Source organism: Lysinibacillus sp. NPDC094403 (assembly GCF_050278745.1).
Lineage (GTDB): Bacteria > Bacillota > Bacilli > Bacillales_A > Planococcaceae > Lysinibacillus.
Genome location: NZ_JBNNTL010000009.1, coordinates 20,305 through 36,135, shown reverse-complemented (window position 1 = coordinate 36,135; position 15,831 = coordinate 20,305). Strand labels below are relative to the sequence as shown.

At 35.0% G+C, this 15,831-nt stretch carries 14 protein-coding genes; 10 read left to right on the top strand and 4 right to left on the bottom strand.

The window, feature by feature from the left end; genetic code table 11:
- Positions 1-161 precede the first annotated feature (161 nt).
- Positions 162-728 carry a TetR/AcrR family transcriptional regulator gene (locus ACQKMV_RS14605; protein WP_427504816.1) on the top strand — a complete coding sequence of 189 codons (567 nt, stop codon included), beginning with the start codon at positions 162-164 and terminating at the stop codon, positions 726-728.
- A 432-nt stretch (positions 729-1,160) separates the two neighbouring features.
- Here ACQKMV_RS14605 and ACQKMV_RS14600 read toward each other — a convergent pair whose 3' ends face one another.
- Together ACQKMV_RS14600 and ACQKMV_RS14595 are read right to left on the bottom strand one after the other, a co-directional pair.
- Entirely contained in the window at positions 1,161-2,369 is a 1,209-nt protein-coding gene (locus tag ACQKMV_RS14600) for a YhgE/Pip domain-containing protein (RefSeq protein ID WP_427504815.1), read from the bottom strand.
- A 56-nt stretch (positions 2,370-2,425) separates the two neighbouring features.
- Positions 2,426-3,007 carry a TetR/AcrR family transcriptional regulator gene (locus tag ACQKMV_RS14595; RefSeq protein ID WP_427504814.1) on the bottom strand — a complete coding sequence of 194 codons (582 nt, stop codon included), beginning with the start codon at positions 3,005-3,007 and terminating at the stop codon, positions 2,426-2,428.
- Between the two features lie 310 nt (positions 3,008-3,317).
- Here ACQKMV_RS14595 and ACQKMV_RS14590 point away from each other — a divergent pair, with 310 nt between their 5' ends.
- The 5 genes from ACQKMV_RS14590 to ACQKMV_RS14570 all read left to right on the top strand — a co-directional run bounded on the left by ACQKMV_RS14590 (position 3,318) and on the right by ACQKMV_RS14570 (position 7,073).
- Positions 3,318-3,641: a PadR family transcriptional regulator gene (locus ACQKMV_RS14590; RefSeq protein WP_387081185.1), complete on the top strand. Its 324-nt coding sequence runs from the start codon at positions 3,318-3,320 to the stop codon at positions 3,639-3,641.
- Positions 3,634-4,170: a DUF2812 domain-containing protein gene (locus ACQKMV_RS14585; protein WP_427504813.1), complete on the top strand. Its 537-nt coding sequence runs from the start codon at positions 3,634-3,636 to the stop codon at positions 4,168-4,170. Before ACQKMV_RS14590 ends, ACQKMV_RS14585 begins: the two co-directional genes overlap by 8 nt.
- A 226-nt stretch (positions 4,171-4,396) precedes the next feature.
- Positions 4,397-4,927, top strand: coding sequence for a DUF2812 domain-containing protein (locus ACQKMV_RS14580; protein ID WP_427504811.1), 531 nt, complete (start codon positions 4,397-4,399; stop codon positions 4,925-4,927).
- A gap of 12 nt (positions 4,928-4,939) precedes the next feature.
- Positions 4,940-5,845, top strand: coding sequence for an ABC transporter ATP-binding protein (locus ACQKMV_RS14575; protein ID WP_427504810.1), 906 nt, complete (start codon positions 4,940-4,942; stop codon positions 5,843-5,845).
- A complete protein-coding gene (locus tag ACQKMV_RS14570) occupies positions 5,832-7,073 on the top strand; it encodes an ABC transporter permease (protein WP_427504809.1) in 1,242 nt (413 codons plus the stop codon). Before ACQKMV_RS14575 ends, ACQKMV_RS14570 begins: the two co-directional genes overlap by 14 nt.
- A gap of 184 nt (positions 7,074-7,257) precedes the next feature.
- Here ACQKMV_RS14570 and ACQKMV_RS14565 read toward each other — a convergent pair whose 3' ends face one another.
- A complete protein-coding gene (locus ACQKMV_RS14565; RefSeq protein ID WP_427504807.1) occupies positions 7,258-8,565 on the bottom strand; it encodes a serine hydrolase in 1,308 nt (435 codons plus the stop codon).
- A gap of 387 nt (positions 8,566-8,952) precedes the next feature.
- Between ACQKMV_RS14565 and ACQKMV_RS14560 the strand changes: the two genes are divergently transcribed.
- The 4 genes from ACQKMV_RS14560 to ACQKMV_RS14545 all read left to right on the top strand — a co-directional run bounded on the left by ACQKMV_RS14560 (position 8,953) and on the right by ACQKMV_RS14545 (position 14,455).
- Positions 8,953-10,122, top strand: a complete 1,170-nt coding sequence (locus ACQKMV_RS14560; RefSeq protein WP_427504806.1) for a toxic anion resistance protein — start codon at positions 8,953-8,955, stop codon at positions 10,120-10,122.
- A 173-nt stretch (positions 10,123-10,295) separates the two neighbouring features.
- Positions 10,296-10,829 (top strand): hypothetical protein, encoded by a 534-nt coding sequence (locus ACQKMV_RS14555; protein ID WP_427504804.1) that lies wholly within the window; start codon positions 10,296-10,298, stop codon positions 10,827-10,829.
- 133 nt (positions 10,830-10,962) lie between these two features.
- Positions 10,963-11,868: an EamA family transporter RarD gene (gene rarD, locus ACQKMV_RS14550; RefSeq protein ID WP_427504803.1), complete on the top strand. Its 906-nt coding sequence runs from the start codon at positions 10,963-10,965 to the stop codon at positions 11,866-11,868.
- 682 nt (positions 11,869-12,550) lie between these two features.
- Entirely contained in the window at positions 12,551-14,455 is a 1,905-nt protein-coding gene (locus ACQKMV_RS14545; RefSeq protein ID WP_427504801.1) for an endonuclease MutS2, read from the top strand.
- Positions 14,456-14,496: 41 nt separating this feature from the next.
- On the opposite strand, the gene ACQKMV_RS14540 is transcribed toward ACQKMV_RS14545, so the two are convergent.
- Complete coding sequence (locus tag ACQKMV_RS14540; RefSeq protein ID WP_427504800.1) at positions 14,497-15,747, bottom strand: helix-turn-helix domain-containing protein; 1,251 nt, start codon at positions 15,745-15,747, stop codon at positions 14,497-14,499.
- Between the last annotated feature and the right edge of the window lie 84 nt (positions 15,748-15,831).

Below are 15,831 nucleotides of genomic sequence, written 5' to 3'. Positions count from 1 at the left end.
AGTTTGTCCTAGCGATTTCTTGGATATATAATGTTAGATATTGAACATGTGTTCATTAAAATAATATAATAGCTTTGTAAGCGATTTCAATACGCAAAAAACTCAGAACTGTTCAGTAATCAACACATATAAAAAATCTGTTTAGTAAGGGGATAAAAAATATGAGCGCTAACGATTTAAGAGTTGTCAAAACGAAGCAAGCATTACATAATGCTTTACTAACTTTATTAAGTGAAAAGCCTTTAGAAAGTATTACAATCGCAGAAATTTGTCGGGTGGCAAAGGTGAACAGAGGTACCTTCTACTTGCACTATGAGCAAAAGGAAGGGCTATTTGAGGAATACTTTCAGGAAATTATGGAGGATTTGTATAATTCCTATGAGGAACCGTACCGTGCAGTAACAACATTGGATAAAAATCAAATAGATCCAAATACTATTCGTATTTTTCATCATATTGAGCGCTTTAAAATTTTCTATCGTATTGTTTTTTCAAAAAATGTGCCATTGACTTACTATTACATGTTATTTGATGGAATTTTCGCTTTGCTAAAAAGAGATATCACAATCCATAATAAAGTACATGATGAGATATTCATTGAGTATTATAGTGCGTATCAAGCAAATGCAATCATAGGTCTAATCATTCAATGGTATCGCCAAGATTTTGAGGACAGCGTAAGTACCTTGAATAAACAGCTTGCGGCTATTTTGCGAATTGGTGATTAGTTTTAAAGGACTAATCGGCAAAGCGAGGGGTTGATTTCCGTTCCGACTGGACGCTTTCCTGGGGGCGTCCGATGAGCCGCTTCGCTTCGCTGCAGGGTCTCATCTGTGACGCTAATCCCCAAGGAGTCGTCCAGTCTCCACTCCAATCAACCATTTTAAAAATATGGATCTTCTAGCATGTCGCTTCCAATGATATAACCCAAAGTTAGCGATAGCGTCAGTACAAATGTTTACTGTGCGAAAGCGAAGCGACAGTAAAAATATAAGAGGAGGTGGTGGCTCGACTCTCACCCGCAGAAAAGCGATAGCCTAGAACGGAAATCACCTTTATTTAAAGTACCGCATCTAAGCAAAGGTATCTTCACCGTTTTATGGTTTTACTATAAAAGCGATGTACTAACTCGTCATTAGTACATCGCTTTTTTGATAATATTATTGAACAGTAGCAGGGGAAATTTGCTCACTTTCGCTTTTTACTTTTGATCTACTTAAAGCAATGACCGCAGCAGAAATGCCCAGTGTCACTGCGATGATAATTCCTAACGAGCTACAATTACTCATTAAATTATCAGTGCTTCCGCCAAAAATAATAGTGTAATAGCCATCTGCTCCGTAAGTAGCTGGAAGAAGTGACGCTAGTTTATTATAAAAATCTGATAGCATTGCCTGTGGAACAAGTGCACCTGAAGTAACAAGCTGAATCGAAAGAGCACAAATATTAAAAATCATACCCAAGTTACCAAAAATTATGATAAAGGCTTGTGCCAAGCATAGGAAAGCCCAAAACAATAATGCTTGAAAAAGATATACTGTTAAAAAGTTTACTTGACTTGAAATATTAAATAGGTGCATTAAGCCAATAGTTAATATCGGAAGGGCGAAGGCTACACCAATATTAATGAGCTGTCTTGCTAGGAACAATTGCCATTTCGAAACTTTATCTTGCACTAGTTGTGCAGCCTGCTGATGCTGCATAATCATTACCATGGCACCAACAAACGACGAAATAATAACCATCAATGGCACAAAATTCGCAGCAAATTCTTTAACATTATTCGTTTTAATAATAGTAGAATCTATTGCACGATCTTTTACATTCATAATTGTTGTAGCAACGGCTTCGTTAATTTGTTGTGCTGTATTTTGTTCCATTGGAAGCTGTGAGAACTTTTGAGAAAATGCTTCGATGGTTTTGCCCTGTTGTAAAGGATAAATATTGTGGTTAATTTCCTCCGTTACTTGTTTGGCTACTCCGTCCATTATATTTTTTGCGATACTTGGATTTGCTTGATTGATAGAGTAAATAATTTCGGCCTCTTTACCTGCTTGTAATTGACTCGTAAAGTTGCTTGGAATATGAATAATCATATGGATATCACGTTGATTTAATTCTTGTTCAGCTTTGTTTAGAGAGGTGTAATTTTCTATAGTAAAAGGTAGTTTTCCTTTTATTTCATTTACTACTTGTTGCCCCATCCCAGTATCTTCACTAATGAGTCCAATCTTTAAATTTTTTGTTCTGTCATTTACACCATCATAGGCAGTCATCCATACGGAAAAGAAAATAAGCTGGAATGCAATTGTAATGACAATACCAATATAAGTTTCTCGAATTTTAAATAAAGCTTGTAAACCTTTCATCATATACCTCCTGAATATAAGTAAGTACTTACTTGCATTGAAAGGAAAAATTTTTTCTAGGGAGCCAATCCCCTAGAAAAAATTGAAACACTTGTTTTTAACAATGTTTCAGTTTGCATATCAGAAACGATAGTTCCTAAACGTGCGCGTGAAATAAAATGGCCAAAATTAATAGCGATAAGAGATAATGCTGCTGCTTCAAAATCAATCTCTCTAATTTTCCCTCTTTCATGCATTTCCTGAAAATAATGAACTAGCTCATTTTTAATATGAAGAGGGATATTAGCAATCTCTTCATTAATTTCAGGAAACTGCATAGCTTCTTTAAAGCCGATCATTACAAAGTCTTTAATAGACATTAAAAAGTTAAAATGTTTTATAGAGAAATTTAGTAAATCCGTTTCTAAATCCCATGTAACATTTTTATTGATCTCTTGCTGTAAAAGAGGAAAATAGGAAAATTGCTCAATAATGGCCTTCAAAATTCCACGCTTGTTTCCGAAATGGCGAAAAATTGTTACTTCATTAACCCCAGCTAATTCAGCAATTGCTTTAGTTGTTGCCGCAGTATAGCCCTTCTCACTAACGAGTTGTAAAGCTGCATCTATGATTCGTTCTGCGGTGCTTTTTGTTGACAATAGAATTCTTCCTTTCATGCAAGTAATTACTTACATGCTAACATAGAGCAATTTCATTTTGCAATAAAAAATATTAACAAACTGTGGAAATTAAATAATATTTGGGAGGCAAGAAGAAGCGCTCGGTAGCCAGGAAAATCACTCAATTGAATCAAAACAACAGCATAGTGCTACACTGCCAGTATGAAAAGTATTAATGATTTTAACTTTTTATGGAAGAAAAAGCGTTGACAACTATATCGTCTGCTGATATATTTTAAATGTATCGTATGACGATATATTGTTGGGCGATATAAGTAGGGGGGATTGTATGACTCAAGAGCATCCGCCATTAACAGAAGGCGTTTATTATATTTTATTAGCTTTATTTGATGCAAGACATGGTTATGGCATTATGCAATTGGTAGAGGAAATGAGCAATGGTCGAGTTCGTCTTGGAGCGGGGACGATATATGGGGCAATCAAAACATTACTCGAGCGGGGATGGATTGAGGCACTAGATGGTGATGGACGAAAAAAAGAATACATCATTACAGAGAGTGGAAAAAAAGTAGTTGAATACGAAATTTTGAGATTAAGGGAACTTTTTGACAATGGCATCCGTATAACAAAGGAGGATGGAACAAATGGATAAATATAGAATAGTTGTCAACCCGTATGATATTGAGAAATGGGTCAACGATATGGCAAGCCAAGGATGGCATTTAAAAAAGTTCACTTGGATACGTTTTACATTCGAACGTGGGGAGCCAAGTAGCTATATTTATCGGTATGATGAACTGGAACGATTTGGTGCCTCATATGAAGATGAATATTTAGAATTTCTTAAGTCCTCGGGAATTGAACAGGTAGATCGTTCTGGCAATTTCGTATTCTTTAGAAAGCCAGCAAGTGATGGACCTTTTGAACTTTACTCTGATAAGAAAAATAAAATTAGTAAGCTCTCCCAAAAAATTTCATTGCTACTATCGCTCATCCTACTTAATTTGGTTATAGGTTTAATTGGTCTGAGTGGGATTTTTTCAGAACAGGCAATAGACTGGATTAAATTAACATTAAATATCGCTAATATTGTTGTGGCCGTGTTATTTTCTTTACCATTATTAAAACTTGTGCGTGTGCGCCATAAATTGAAGAAGGATTTGGATCTGTTTACAGATTAGTATAGGAGATAGTTAAAAAATCTGGTTGCTTATTTGCCAAGTTCGATAAAAAGCAGCTTCATAAGTATGGGATGAACATTTGCTTCAAAATTATTTTCCGGGAAATCAGAAAAATTAAAAAATTGAGCAAAGAAAATGCTACGTTTCTATGACTACTATTAGGGCGTATATTTAACCAGGAGTTCGCATCAGTTTTATAAGATTAATAGATTGGAGGTGGGACATTTTGAAAAAAAGAGTGTATCGTTTTTTTCTTGATTATGAAAAGGAAGAAGCATGGGTTAATGTTATGGCGGAACAAGGTTGGCATCTAAAGCGAACAATGTTAGGCTACTTCATTTTTGAAAAAGGGGAACCAGGACAATACAGTTATCGCAACGAACTAGTCAACGGTAAAAACCAGGATTATTATGATTTTTTAGAGTCGATGAATATTGAGTTTGTTTCAAAATTGGGATGCTGGGCATATTACCGAAAAAAGAAATCAGAAGGGCCATTTGAATTATTTTCAGATAGTTCTTCAAAAATAAAGTATTTAAGATCAATAAACCGTCTATTTATATTAGTAACATTGTTAAATATTTCCGTTGGATTTTTCAATCTTTATATTGGACTTGGTGAATCAACAGAAAGATTCTTAAACATGGGAGTATCGTTCTTTAATTTTGTAGTCGTAATGATTATGTGTATGCAGATTTTTAAGGTTGAAAGACGCAAAAAAGGACTGCAAAGAGAATTACATATATTTGAGGGGTAAGGAGGAAAAAAGATGACATTACAATTAGAGCGTGTCACAAAGAAATACAAAGATTTCACCGCGGTCGATAATCTTAATTTTACAATTAAAAAAGGGGAGATTTTTGGGCTGATTGGACAAAACGGAGCCGGCAAAACAACGACTTTCCGAATGATTTTAGATTTACAAGAGACGACAGCTGGAACGATTACATGGGATGGCAAACCCGTTAATGCCATCAACCGTGATGTACTTGGCTATTTACCAGAAGAACGAGGCATTTTTCCGACGATGAAGGTAGAGGATCAACTTTACTTCTTTGGCGAGTTACGTGGAATGAAAAAGTCTGAGTTAAAGAAGGACATTGACTTTTGGATTAGCCGATTTGAGCTCGAAGATAGACGGAAAGATAAGGCTGAAACTTTATCAAAAGGGAATCAGCAAAAAGTACAACTGATTGCTAGCTTTATTCATAAACCGAAGTTTTTAATTCTAGACGAACCATTCAGTGGACTTGATCCCGTGAATAAAGATTTACTAAAGGAAGCCATATTGCTTTTAAAAGAACAGGGTACGACGATTTTGTTCTCCAGTCACCAAATGGATAACGTAGAGGAACTATGCGATCATCTTTGTCTATTAAAACGTGGCGTCTCGTTATTCTCTGGTAGTCTACTAGATTTAAAGAAACAATATGGAAAAACAAGGTTAGCAGTTCGTACAGAGTGGTCGACAACTCAATTATTGGCACTTGAAGGTGTAAAGGATGTTCGAGAAGAGAAAGAGCAAACAGTGCTCATTCTGGAGGATGAGAGTTTTGCACAAAGCATTTTCGAACAGCTTTCAAATGGTAAATATATTGAAAAATTTAGTTTAGATTACTTATCGTTAGATGAGATCTTTAAGGATAAGGTAGGTGGCAACATTGTCGAAGTTTAATTTATTAGTGAAACAGCTTTACAAATCAAAATTAAAATCAAGATCCTTTGTTGTAATGACATGCATTTATATACTGGGGATGTCTGTTGCAGTTTTCTGGTCGGATATTAAAGAGCTTTTTACGGGTGATGATCATACACAACAAATTGCAATCGTCAATGAAACAACTGCCGATTTAAGTGGTCTCTTTATTTCAAATGGCGATATGAAATTTATACAAAATGAGTCAAATATATCGGCGTTAGAGAAAAAGGTCAAGGACGAAAAGCTAGATGCAATCATTAAAATAACAGATCAAAATGGTCAACTAAATGCTGAAATTGCCACTTTCACGCCATTGAAGTTAAATGATCAAGCTGCGTTAAATTCGATACTGCAACTTGCTGGCCAAAATTATACCGTACAACAGCTATCGCTAACACCAGACCAAGCAGCGCAAATTATTGGTGCAAAAACGATTATCTCGAATAAAAACTTAAACGAAAAATCTGCTAACGGTAAAAGCGAAGAAGAGAAACAATCAGGATTATGGGTATCTTATGCAGTTGGTATTTTAATCTATTTCTTTATTTCTACATTCCTATCTATGATTACAACGGAAATTGCATCTGAAAAAGGTTCACGTGCAATGGAAATGCTACTAGTAAGTGTAAAGCCAGCTACCCATTTTAAAGCAAAAATTGCTGGTGTACTATTACTCGCATTAACACAGATGGGTATGATTGCAGTTGTCTTCCTAATCTATGCAAAATTTGCGAAGAACGGCTTTATTTGGGATATGGCAGCAAGCATTGTTAAAGAATTATCGATAAGTTACGTGATATATGCGATTCTATTCCTGCTATTAACAATTATTCTTTATTTAATTGTTGGTGCATTATTCGGTTCTTTAGTGTCTAAAGTTGAAGAAGCGGGTCAAGTTTTAATGCCAGCCATGATGATTACATTAATAGGTTTCTATGTTATGATCTCGGGGATTAGCAACCCAGATACAATTTTCATTAAGGTCTTCTCTTATATTCCATTTACTTCAGGAATGATCATGCCGATGCGTATCGGGGCTACTGATATAGGAGTAATGGTACCACTTATATCGCTAGGTATTTTAATAGCGACGATTATTGTTGCTTATTTATTCAGTATTTCATTCTATAAACGCAGTGTTCTAACTTATAGTTCAGGTGGCGTTATTAAGAAAATTAAAACTGTGCTAAAAGTGACGACATGATGATGGAAGCAGCTACATTCTACGAAGAAAAATGAACGTCCATTTTTAAAAAATAACATATAAATGAACTGCACACCGAATAGTGGGCACTTAAAAAAGTGCCCTTTTCGGTTTTTTTATTGATATATAATTGAGTGCATAATTTGTAAGAAATCATGATTAATGAGGAAGGTTTGTGGATGAATTAGGATTCGGAAAGTTTTTTCTGGACTTGCAGACGGTAGTCTTTACTTCCTAGTAATTTGGATTCGAATGAATTCATATTTTTTCTGATTAGTAGTCCCTGCCAGAGGTTCAAATCATCTGTTAATATAACCATTTCGATTTTATTGCCATTGTGATCTTCTGCATATATTGCGTCGTTAAGCACAAATGCAGTCGAACCACCTTTTGCCCCAAGGTGGACAAAACGTTCATGATTCTGCTCGTTATATTGCATCGGCCATTCTAGTAAATCTCTTACAGTAGCAGCAGCTCCCTCTGGAAGTTCGTCATTCGAAATGATTGCTAACAACTTCCCATAGTCATTCGCTGATGCACCTATTAAACGATCCGACCATACTTTTTGCAGATCCATAGACATATCAAATGATATATCCTCAGCTTTAATCGTTCCAACCTTCATTTGTTCGCTTAAATCTTCCGCTATAGAACGATATGTTGCTATCGGCATCTCTCTAAGCTTTTTGATCAACTGTTTCTCACTCGTTTCGTTCTCTATGTGTTCAGGGATTAATAGAGCACTAACAATTGGATAGACCTCCTCTTGCTGTGTTAGTTTTAGAGATTTTGCTCTCTCATTAATGTTAGTTATGCCTAGTACATCAATGAGAAAATCTGTATTGGCATTAGAGCTATAGGTAATCATTCCTTTTGCAACATCATGCAATGTTACTTCATTGTTTTTAATTTTACCTTCACTGCTCATTGTTTTCAGCCAATCTTCATGTGCGTTACCGTCTGTGTTTTTAATGTAATAACGCTTTAAATTGTCTAACGACACAGGGCTGTCTTTAGTTATTTTACCTGCATTAATTTGCATCGCGTATTCGACAGCAATTAGCATCTTTACTGTGCTTGCTAATGGTCTGACTTTATCCGAATGATAAGTGATTAATTTCTCACCATTTTCCGCAACGTAAAGAGAAGTTGTTTGTGGGTGGTCTTTCAAATGGTTCAAAACATAATCGGGATTATCTCGGAAAAAGAAATAGCTCGCAATTCCAACAACGAGAATAAACGATCCATATATTATTATTCGTTTCTTCGTATATGTTTTTTTATCGAAGACAATCATTGCGATGAAACCTGCAATCAATGCAAGTAAATAATTGACATTAAAAATGAGCACAGCAACGATGATGCCTAGTACCATCAATCCGGTTGTGATTGTCTTTCTAATTTCCTCCTTTGTCCTGTTCTCTTTTTTGAGTAAAGGCAAGAGTGAAAACATCAAGATTCCTAGTAGCCCAATCCACGCCCAAATATTCATCCAGTTCCTTCCTTTCTGGTAATTTCAATAAAATAGTTTAATATCTTCTCTTAAATATCCTTAAATGAGTTACAGTAAACGTTGTGGGCAAAACAAGATTTCTAATTTGTATGTATCATAATTCTACATATTTTTTGAGGTTGGTAATAAAGCCTGCTCATCAAAAAACTTATTGAATAAATATTCACTGAGTTTTGTAATATGTTTTAATAAACATAATTTGGTTGCTTTCTTAGTTTAAGCATGCCAATATTAGAAAGTAATGTAAAGTATTTCACAGGATCATTCGAATTTTCTATTAAAACGAGCTATAATTTACTATAATGAAACTTTTTCAGCTTTGAATCGTATGTAATAAAAGAGATAAAACGCAGGGGGTAAAACTTTATGTCTGAATTCGACAACGACCTATTAAAATCAAAAGATCCATTCGCATCAGAAAATCCATTATTACAGCCTAATCCATTATTACAGGTGGAGCAAACACAAAAACCAGTACTTGTTTCTGAGCAAGAGCTATCACAAATTGCTCAAAATCAACTTGCGTTAAAGCAAGATCCTGAGGTTCATGCATTAGCACAAAAAATTGATGTCAAAGACCAAATTGCTATGCTAGAGCTGGGAAAAGAAACTGCGAATGGTATTTCTACTTTTTCAGATAAAATGCTAGCAACGATGAAAACAAGTAAGCTTGAGGAATCAAGTGTATTATTAAATAATTTAAATAGAATTATGGATAAATTTGATCCTCAAGATTTTGCGGAGGATAAAAAAGGTGGCTTCCTTACTAAGCTGTTTAGTAAAGGAAAGGAACAATTAGAAAAGTTTCTATCCAAATATGACAGCATGAACAAGGAAGTGGATGTCATTTTCCGTGAGGTTCAAAAATACGAAGGTGAAATGAAACGTAATACTATTGATCTTGAAAATTTATATGATCAAAACTTAAATTACTTCCAAACTTTAAGTAAATTTATTGCGGCAATTGAAGTGAGAACAGATGAAGTACGTTCATCATTACCAGCACTTGAACAAAAAGCACAAACTGGTGATCAATTAGCGGCAATGGAATATGAAACGATGGTACGTGCCGTTGATTTACTAGAACAACGTCGTTATGATTTAGAAATGGCGCAACAAGTTTCATTCCAATCTGCTCCACAAATTCGATTAATGCAGCAAGGAAATAACCATCTAATTGCTAAAATTAACTCTGCGTTTGTGACGACAATTCCTATATTCAAACAAGGACTTATTCATGCTGTGACGTTAAAGCGCCAAAAGCTTATTTCAGATTCAATGATAGAATTAGACCGTCGTACGAATGAAATGCTTGTACGAAATGCAGAAAATATTAGTAAAAATAGTGTTAATATCGCACGTGCTGCTGGTAGCCCAAGCATTAAAATCGAAACAATTGAAACGACTTGGCAAACAATTATGTCTGGTATTCAAGAAACGAAGCAAATTCAAGCAGAAACGGCTAGAAATCGTGAAGAAGGCCGTAAACGTATTGAACGTCTACAACTTGAATATGAAAAGCTGAAAAAAATGTAATCTTAAAGCTTCTTGCATCTCTTTTCGCAAGAAGCTTTTTATATTGACAAAATAAAAATTAAGATGATAATAAGACCAGTGAAAATTATTTTTCAATGTGAAGGAAGCGGAACAATGATATACGAAGCTATGCCATTACGCGAACTGAATAGTAATGGAGTGAAGAAAAGTCGATGAATAAAATAAATCCAGTTACATTATCGTGTGAAAAATTAAAAGATGGAACACTTGCTATTGAAACGACAGAAACACTTTTGGTGTTATCGCAAAATCGTTATCAAAAATTGACACATATAGAAGAGCTATACCATGCTTTGCATAAAGATTTAGATGAAAAGCATCATGTTTTGGAGCAGGAGCGAAATAATTTAAAAAAACAAAACGTACAGCTTGCGGAAGATATGCAAAAAATGAAGCAACAAAATGCGGTCTTGCAAAAAAAGTTAACGGAATATAATTGTGTCGTAAGTGAGCTGAAGGAGCTTCGCCAGCAAAACGCAGAGCTATTAATTGAATTAAGCAAACATACTGCTTTGTCGAGGGATTCACTATCAGCTCCGCTAAAATCTATGATTCGTGATATGCGAGAGCAAGGTGTAGGCATTAAAGAAATTCACATTCGCATTAAACGTCAAATTAATCCTGATATCAGCTATAGTATGGTACGTAAATATATTTCCGAGCTTGAATCTGAAAATATAGAGTAACGCTCACTTATGTCGAATTATTAAAATTTGGCATTTACACTTTCCGATCAAAGTCCTATAATTAGTCTATTCTTTAAATGGTAATATTACAAAGAGTCGTATAGATTTTTACGGAGTAGGAGAGTTAGAGGCAATGTCAAATGAGAAAAAAGGAGTTTTGGCGGCATTTTTAGCCTATGCTTTTTGGGGTGCATTTCCGCTTTATTGGAAACTACTTGAACATGTACCGAGTATGGAAATTTTATTATCGCGCGTCATTTGGTCCTTTGTCTTTACAGTACTAGCAGTAATAGTATTTGGAATGCGCAAGGAACTTCTCGCAGATTTAAAATATTTGTGGTCACACCAAAAGCATTTTTGGCAGCTTGCTGGAGCTTCATTTGTTATTTCGATGAACTGGTATTTATATATTTGGGCAGTTAACCATAACCACTTAATTGAAACGAGCTTAGGCTATTATATTAATCCTTTACTGTCAGTTATTTTAGGGGTTATTTTCTTTAAAGAAGCACTTAGTCGTGCGCAATGGGTGGCTACCGGAATTGCCTTTATTGCTGTTATTATTTTAACGATAAATTATGGATCAATCCCATGGGTAGCACTTCTTATTGCTATATCCTTCGCTATTTATGGTGTTCTGAAAAAGAAAATTAAGCTTGATGCGACAAGAGGTCTAGCCATAGAAACGTTATTTATTCTACCGTTTGCATTAGGTTATTATGTTTACCTCTTTACAACGAATCATGCCTCATTTTTACATGTTGATGTGAAAACAGACATCCTCATGATTGTAAGTGGTATCGTGACAGCAGTACCGTTAATTTTATTTGCGAAAGGTGCACAAAATATTCCACTCTATTTATTAGGCTTTATTCAATACGTATCGCCAACGATTACGTTAGTTATAGGGATCGTACTTTATAAGGAACCGTTTAGTCAAATAGAGCTTTTGGCATTTAGCATTATTTGGGCAGCCTTACTACTGTTTTCAGGCTCGAAAATCATTGAAGTGCGAAGAGCACATCATAAATCAGCCTAAAAAAAGGACTTGTAGATATTTTCTACAGGTCCTTTTCGCATGGATTAACATTTTGGGGAATTGTAATAAAATCCCCCACACCTTTCGAGCATCCAAAGAACAAACGAACATGAGAAAATCTCTAGTCTTTTGTTAGACAAAAATAAGCAACTTTACTTTCTTACCAACATATAGTAATATGATGTCAATCAATTAGATAACAATGATGATTATTATAAATTAATGAGAGGTGCTTTTGATGAGTGCGGTAGGTTCTAAATAGGAACAACTTAATGAAATAAATTTAATGACGACAGGGGATTTATGTCATAAAGTGACCCCTTATTTAGTCGTGGATTTATTTCGACCTATGAAGATACCTACAATACTTTATAAAGCTTGTAATGCACTGACTAAACTTCATGTAGATGAAGTCTTTTTCACGATGCTTTTTACACATGCCTTGTAATGTAAAAGCTGTGGGATCCCCACAGCTTTTTTGTTTTTTTAATTGAATATAAAGGTTCCATACTATTTGTTGAAGTGTCCCTACAAAAGGAAGGACAATCGCCGTAATCTTGGTGAGATTTCACATAGTGCATCACTCCAACATTTGATGTAGAGCCAATAAAAAATCATTGATATCTAATGAGTAGGTATCTCATGAATGATTATGGAAAAATCATAATGAGGAGAATTTAATATGAATCAAACTACTTTTGAGAAGTTACAATACAATGAATTGAAGGATATCGTTAAATCATACTGTGTCAGTGGATTAGGTAAACAATTATTAGATAAATTAACGCCGAGCCCAAATTTGACAGTTGTTAAAAATCGTTTAAATGAAACGACTGAGGCACGAGCAATTTTAGATGCGGAAGGTCATGTCCCATTTTTAGGTGTATCAAATATTGACAATACCATTAAAAAACTTGAAAAGGGGGTTATTTTAGACCCTAGTGAATTAGTTAGCATCTCAGACTTTTTACGAGGCTGTAGAAAAATTAAAAAATTTATGCTGGAAAAGGAATTTTTTGCGCCAGTACTTGCATCCTATGCTAATTCGATGTCTGAGTTTAAAAGTGTGGAAGAGGAGATTAATTTTGCGATTAAAGCCAATCGTGTTGATTCAGCCGCTAGTAGGGAATTAAAGCGTATCCGTAATCATATCGAAACAACAGAGGAAAAAATTAAAGACCGCTTAACAAAATTTTTAAATAATAGTGCCAATAAAACATATATCCAGGAATTTTTTATAAGTAAAAAGGATGATCGATACACGATTCCCATTAAGGCTTCCTATAAAAATCATGTGCAAGGGACAATAGTAGAGGTTTCATCTAAAGGTGCAACGGTCTTTATGGAGCCAAGTACGGTAGCTAAATTAAATGTGGAATTGGCCACTTTGAAAGCAGAGGAAGCGGTGGAGGAATATCAGATTTTGGCGACATTATCAGGATTATTGATGGAAAATATCCTTGAAATCAACATCAACATGGAGTTAATTAGCCAATATGATATGGTGTTTGCCAAAGCCAAGTATAGCAAGCATATTGAAGGCGTAGAACCAAGTTTAAATGATGTTGGCTATATTAAGCTCATTAATTGTAAGCATCCACTGTTAGCTGGTAAGGCGGTGCCACTTCATTTTGAAATTGGTAAAGACTATCGCAGCTTAATCATTACAGGACCGAATGCTGGTGGTAAAACCGTTGTCCTAAAAACTATTGGCTTGTTAACATTGGCTACAATGTCAGGCTTCCATATTGTTGCAGATAAAGGTACTGAAATAGCTGTATTTGATCATATTTTTGTAGACATTGGTGATAATCAAAGTATTGAAAATGCACTTAGTACGTTTTCATCCCATATGAAAAATCTTTCGGATATTATGAGGGCATCCAATAATAATACGCTTTTGCTATTTGATGAAATAGGAAGTGGTACGGAGCCAAATGAAGGAGCAGCACTGGCGATTTCTATTTTAGAGGAGTTCTATCATATGGGCTGTATGACAGTGGCAACTACTCACTATGGAGAAATTAAGCGTTTCTCTGAAATGCATAGTGATTTTATGAATGCGGCTATGCGTTTTAATAGTGAAACATTAGAACCGTTGTATAAATTAGTTATCGGAACATCTGGAGATAGTAATGCGCTATGGATTTCTAAGAAAATGAATATACGTGAAACAGTATTACAAAGAGCGAAGGGCTATATTGACAATAAGGATTATCAACTAGTTCGAGTTAATGACATTAAAATCAGGAAGCCTAAGAATGAGCAAGAGAGAACAAAAGTAAAGGTTGATTTTAATAAGGGAGATCGTGTAAAGCTGTTAGATTATGATGACGTTGGAATTGTCTATCAAGAAATGGATAATTTCTATAATGTTGTCGTGTTCTATGAGGGAGAATTCATAAAGGTAAATGTTAAGCGATTGTCATTAGAGCTGCCGGCAACAGAATTATATCCAGAAGGATATGATTTAGAGACATTGTTTGTAGACTATAAAGAACGCAAGCTTCAGCATGATATAGAGCGCGGTTCGAAAAAAGCTCTTCGCAAGATTCAGAAGGAAATTAGAAAAGATAAATTGAGCTAAAAGAAAAGGGATTGTACATCATTGTGCAATCCCTTTAAAATCTATTGAACCAAATCAATTTGTGCTTTAATTGAATAATATGTTTCCTCAATTTTTTGTTTGTAGGGTAGATCAATTAAATCCTGTGAATCCATATAGGCCATTTTGGCGATTTCGTAGGCTGTTGTTAACTCACCGAAGTGTGCATAGCAAAGAGCTTTATAGGAAAAACACTCATTTAAGCCTAATATGTCAATTGGATGTAAGATGAATGGGGGAACGTTTGTAAAATGTTCAAATGTTTCCTTCGCTTCTTCATATTGACCTAGTAAATATAAGGATTTTCCTTTTTCTGCATAGTAAAGGTTTTTTTCGAGTATAATCGAGCCGTCATGCTTAAGCGCACCAAAACGCTCTATTTCCTCTAGTGCCTGTTGATAATCGTGCGTGTAATTGTTATAGTAATGCGCTCTTAATACGAAAATAAAAGCATCTACATTCACTTGTTCGACAAAAATCCGATACTGCTCAAGCTTCTTCAGCATATACTCTACTTGCTCAAAATCATTGTCAATCATGGCACAAAACGCCCCAATACGATACATATCATCTATATAAGAGAAAAATTGGTTTTTATGTGCATTGGTAATGGTCTCATTAATGAGCTGTTTACCTGCTTCAAGTTCGCCAATTGCTACCTGTAATACGCTAATATAATAAGCCATTTTCACAGCATCTCGCGAATCTAATTGGTAATTTTCCTGCTCAGCCTCTTCTTTTGCCTGTAAAATACAAGAATAAGCCATTTTGTATTTTCGATTTTCTGATAATATACCCAACTGTAATATATAAGTTTCAAACCAGTGACTTAGTAAATTAATTTCTTTAAACATAATACGTGATTCTTGAAGTGGTGACTCCCATGTCGTTAATCCTGCTTGATATTGCGCTGCTGCATATATATACAGTAAACGACCTGCTTCATAACTAAGTGGAAGCTCTTCTATATAAGGCTTAATCATCTCGACGATTTGCTGCGCATTATCTATATCACCAAGTTTTAATTCCGCAAACAAAATTTCTGCCTGCTCTAAAAGTTGACGTAGCGAAGCGGGGTTTACTTGTTCAAGTAATTCACTTGCCTTTACACCTAAACGTTCCGCTATATATTCAAGACTTTCCATCGAAGGCTTGGCCTTATCATTTTCAATTTGACTTAACATACCTTTTGTTAGACGATCACCGGCAAGTTCCTCTAACGTTAATTTTCGTTCCTTCCTTAATTTGCGAATTCTTGTGCCTAAAGAGTTCATTGCCTCGCCTCCTATTTCATTCAAAGTGAATATCACTATTTTGTTTAATTATATTAAACTTTTTCTTGCGTGGGAAGTGGGAGC

Coding starts and splice junctions, on each gene's coding strand:
- ACQKMV_RS14575 (WP_427504810.1), top strand. CDS start 4,940: ATGACATTACAATTAGAGCGTGTCACAAAGAAATACAAAGATTTCACC.
- rarD (WP_427504803.1), top strand. CDS start 10,963: ATGTCAAATGAGAAAAAAGGAGTTTTGGCGGCATTTTTAGCCTATGCT.
- ACQKMV_RS14590 (WP_387081185.1), top strand. CDS start 3,318: ATGACTCAAGAGCATCCGCCATTAACAGAAGGCGTTTATTATATTTTA.
- ACQKMV_RS14605 (WP_427504816.1), top strand. CDS start 162: ATGAGCGCTAACGATTTAAGAGTTGTCAAAACGAAGCAAGCATTACAT.
- ACQKMV_RS14560 (WP_427504806.1), top strand. CDS start 8,953: ATGTCTGAATTCGACAACGACCTATTAAAATCAAAAGATCCATTCGCA.
- ACQKMV_RS14600 (WP_427504815.1), bottom strand. CDS start 2,369: ATGAAAGGTTTACAAGCTTTATTTAAAATTCGAGAAACTTATATTGGT.
- ACQKMV_RS14545 (WP_427504801.1), top strand. CDS start 12,551: ATGAATCAAACTACTTTTGAGAAGTTACAATACAATGAATTGAAGGAT.
- ACQKMV_RS14555 (WP_427504804.1), top strand. CDS start 10,296: ATGAATAAAATAAATCCAGTTACATTATCGTGTGAAAAATTAAAAGAT.
- ACQKMV_RS14565 (WP_427504807.1), bottom strand. CDS start 8,565: ATGAATATTTGGGCGTGGATTGGGCTACTAGGAATCTTGATGTTTTCA.
- ACQKMV_RS14540 (WP_427504800.1), bottom strand. CDS start 15,747: ATGAACTCTTTAGGCACAAGAATTCGCAAATTAAGGAAGGAACGAAAA.
- ACQKMV_RS14585 (WP_427504813.1), top strand. CDS start 3,634: ATGGATAAATATAGAATAGTTGTCAACCCGTATGATATTGAGAAATGG.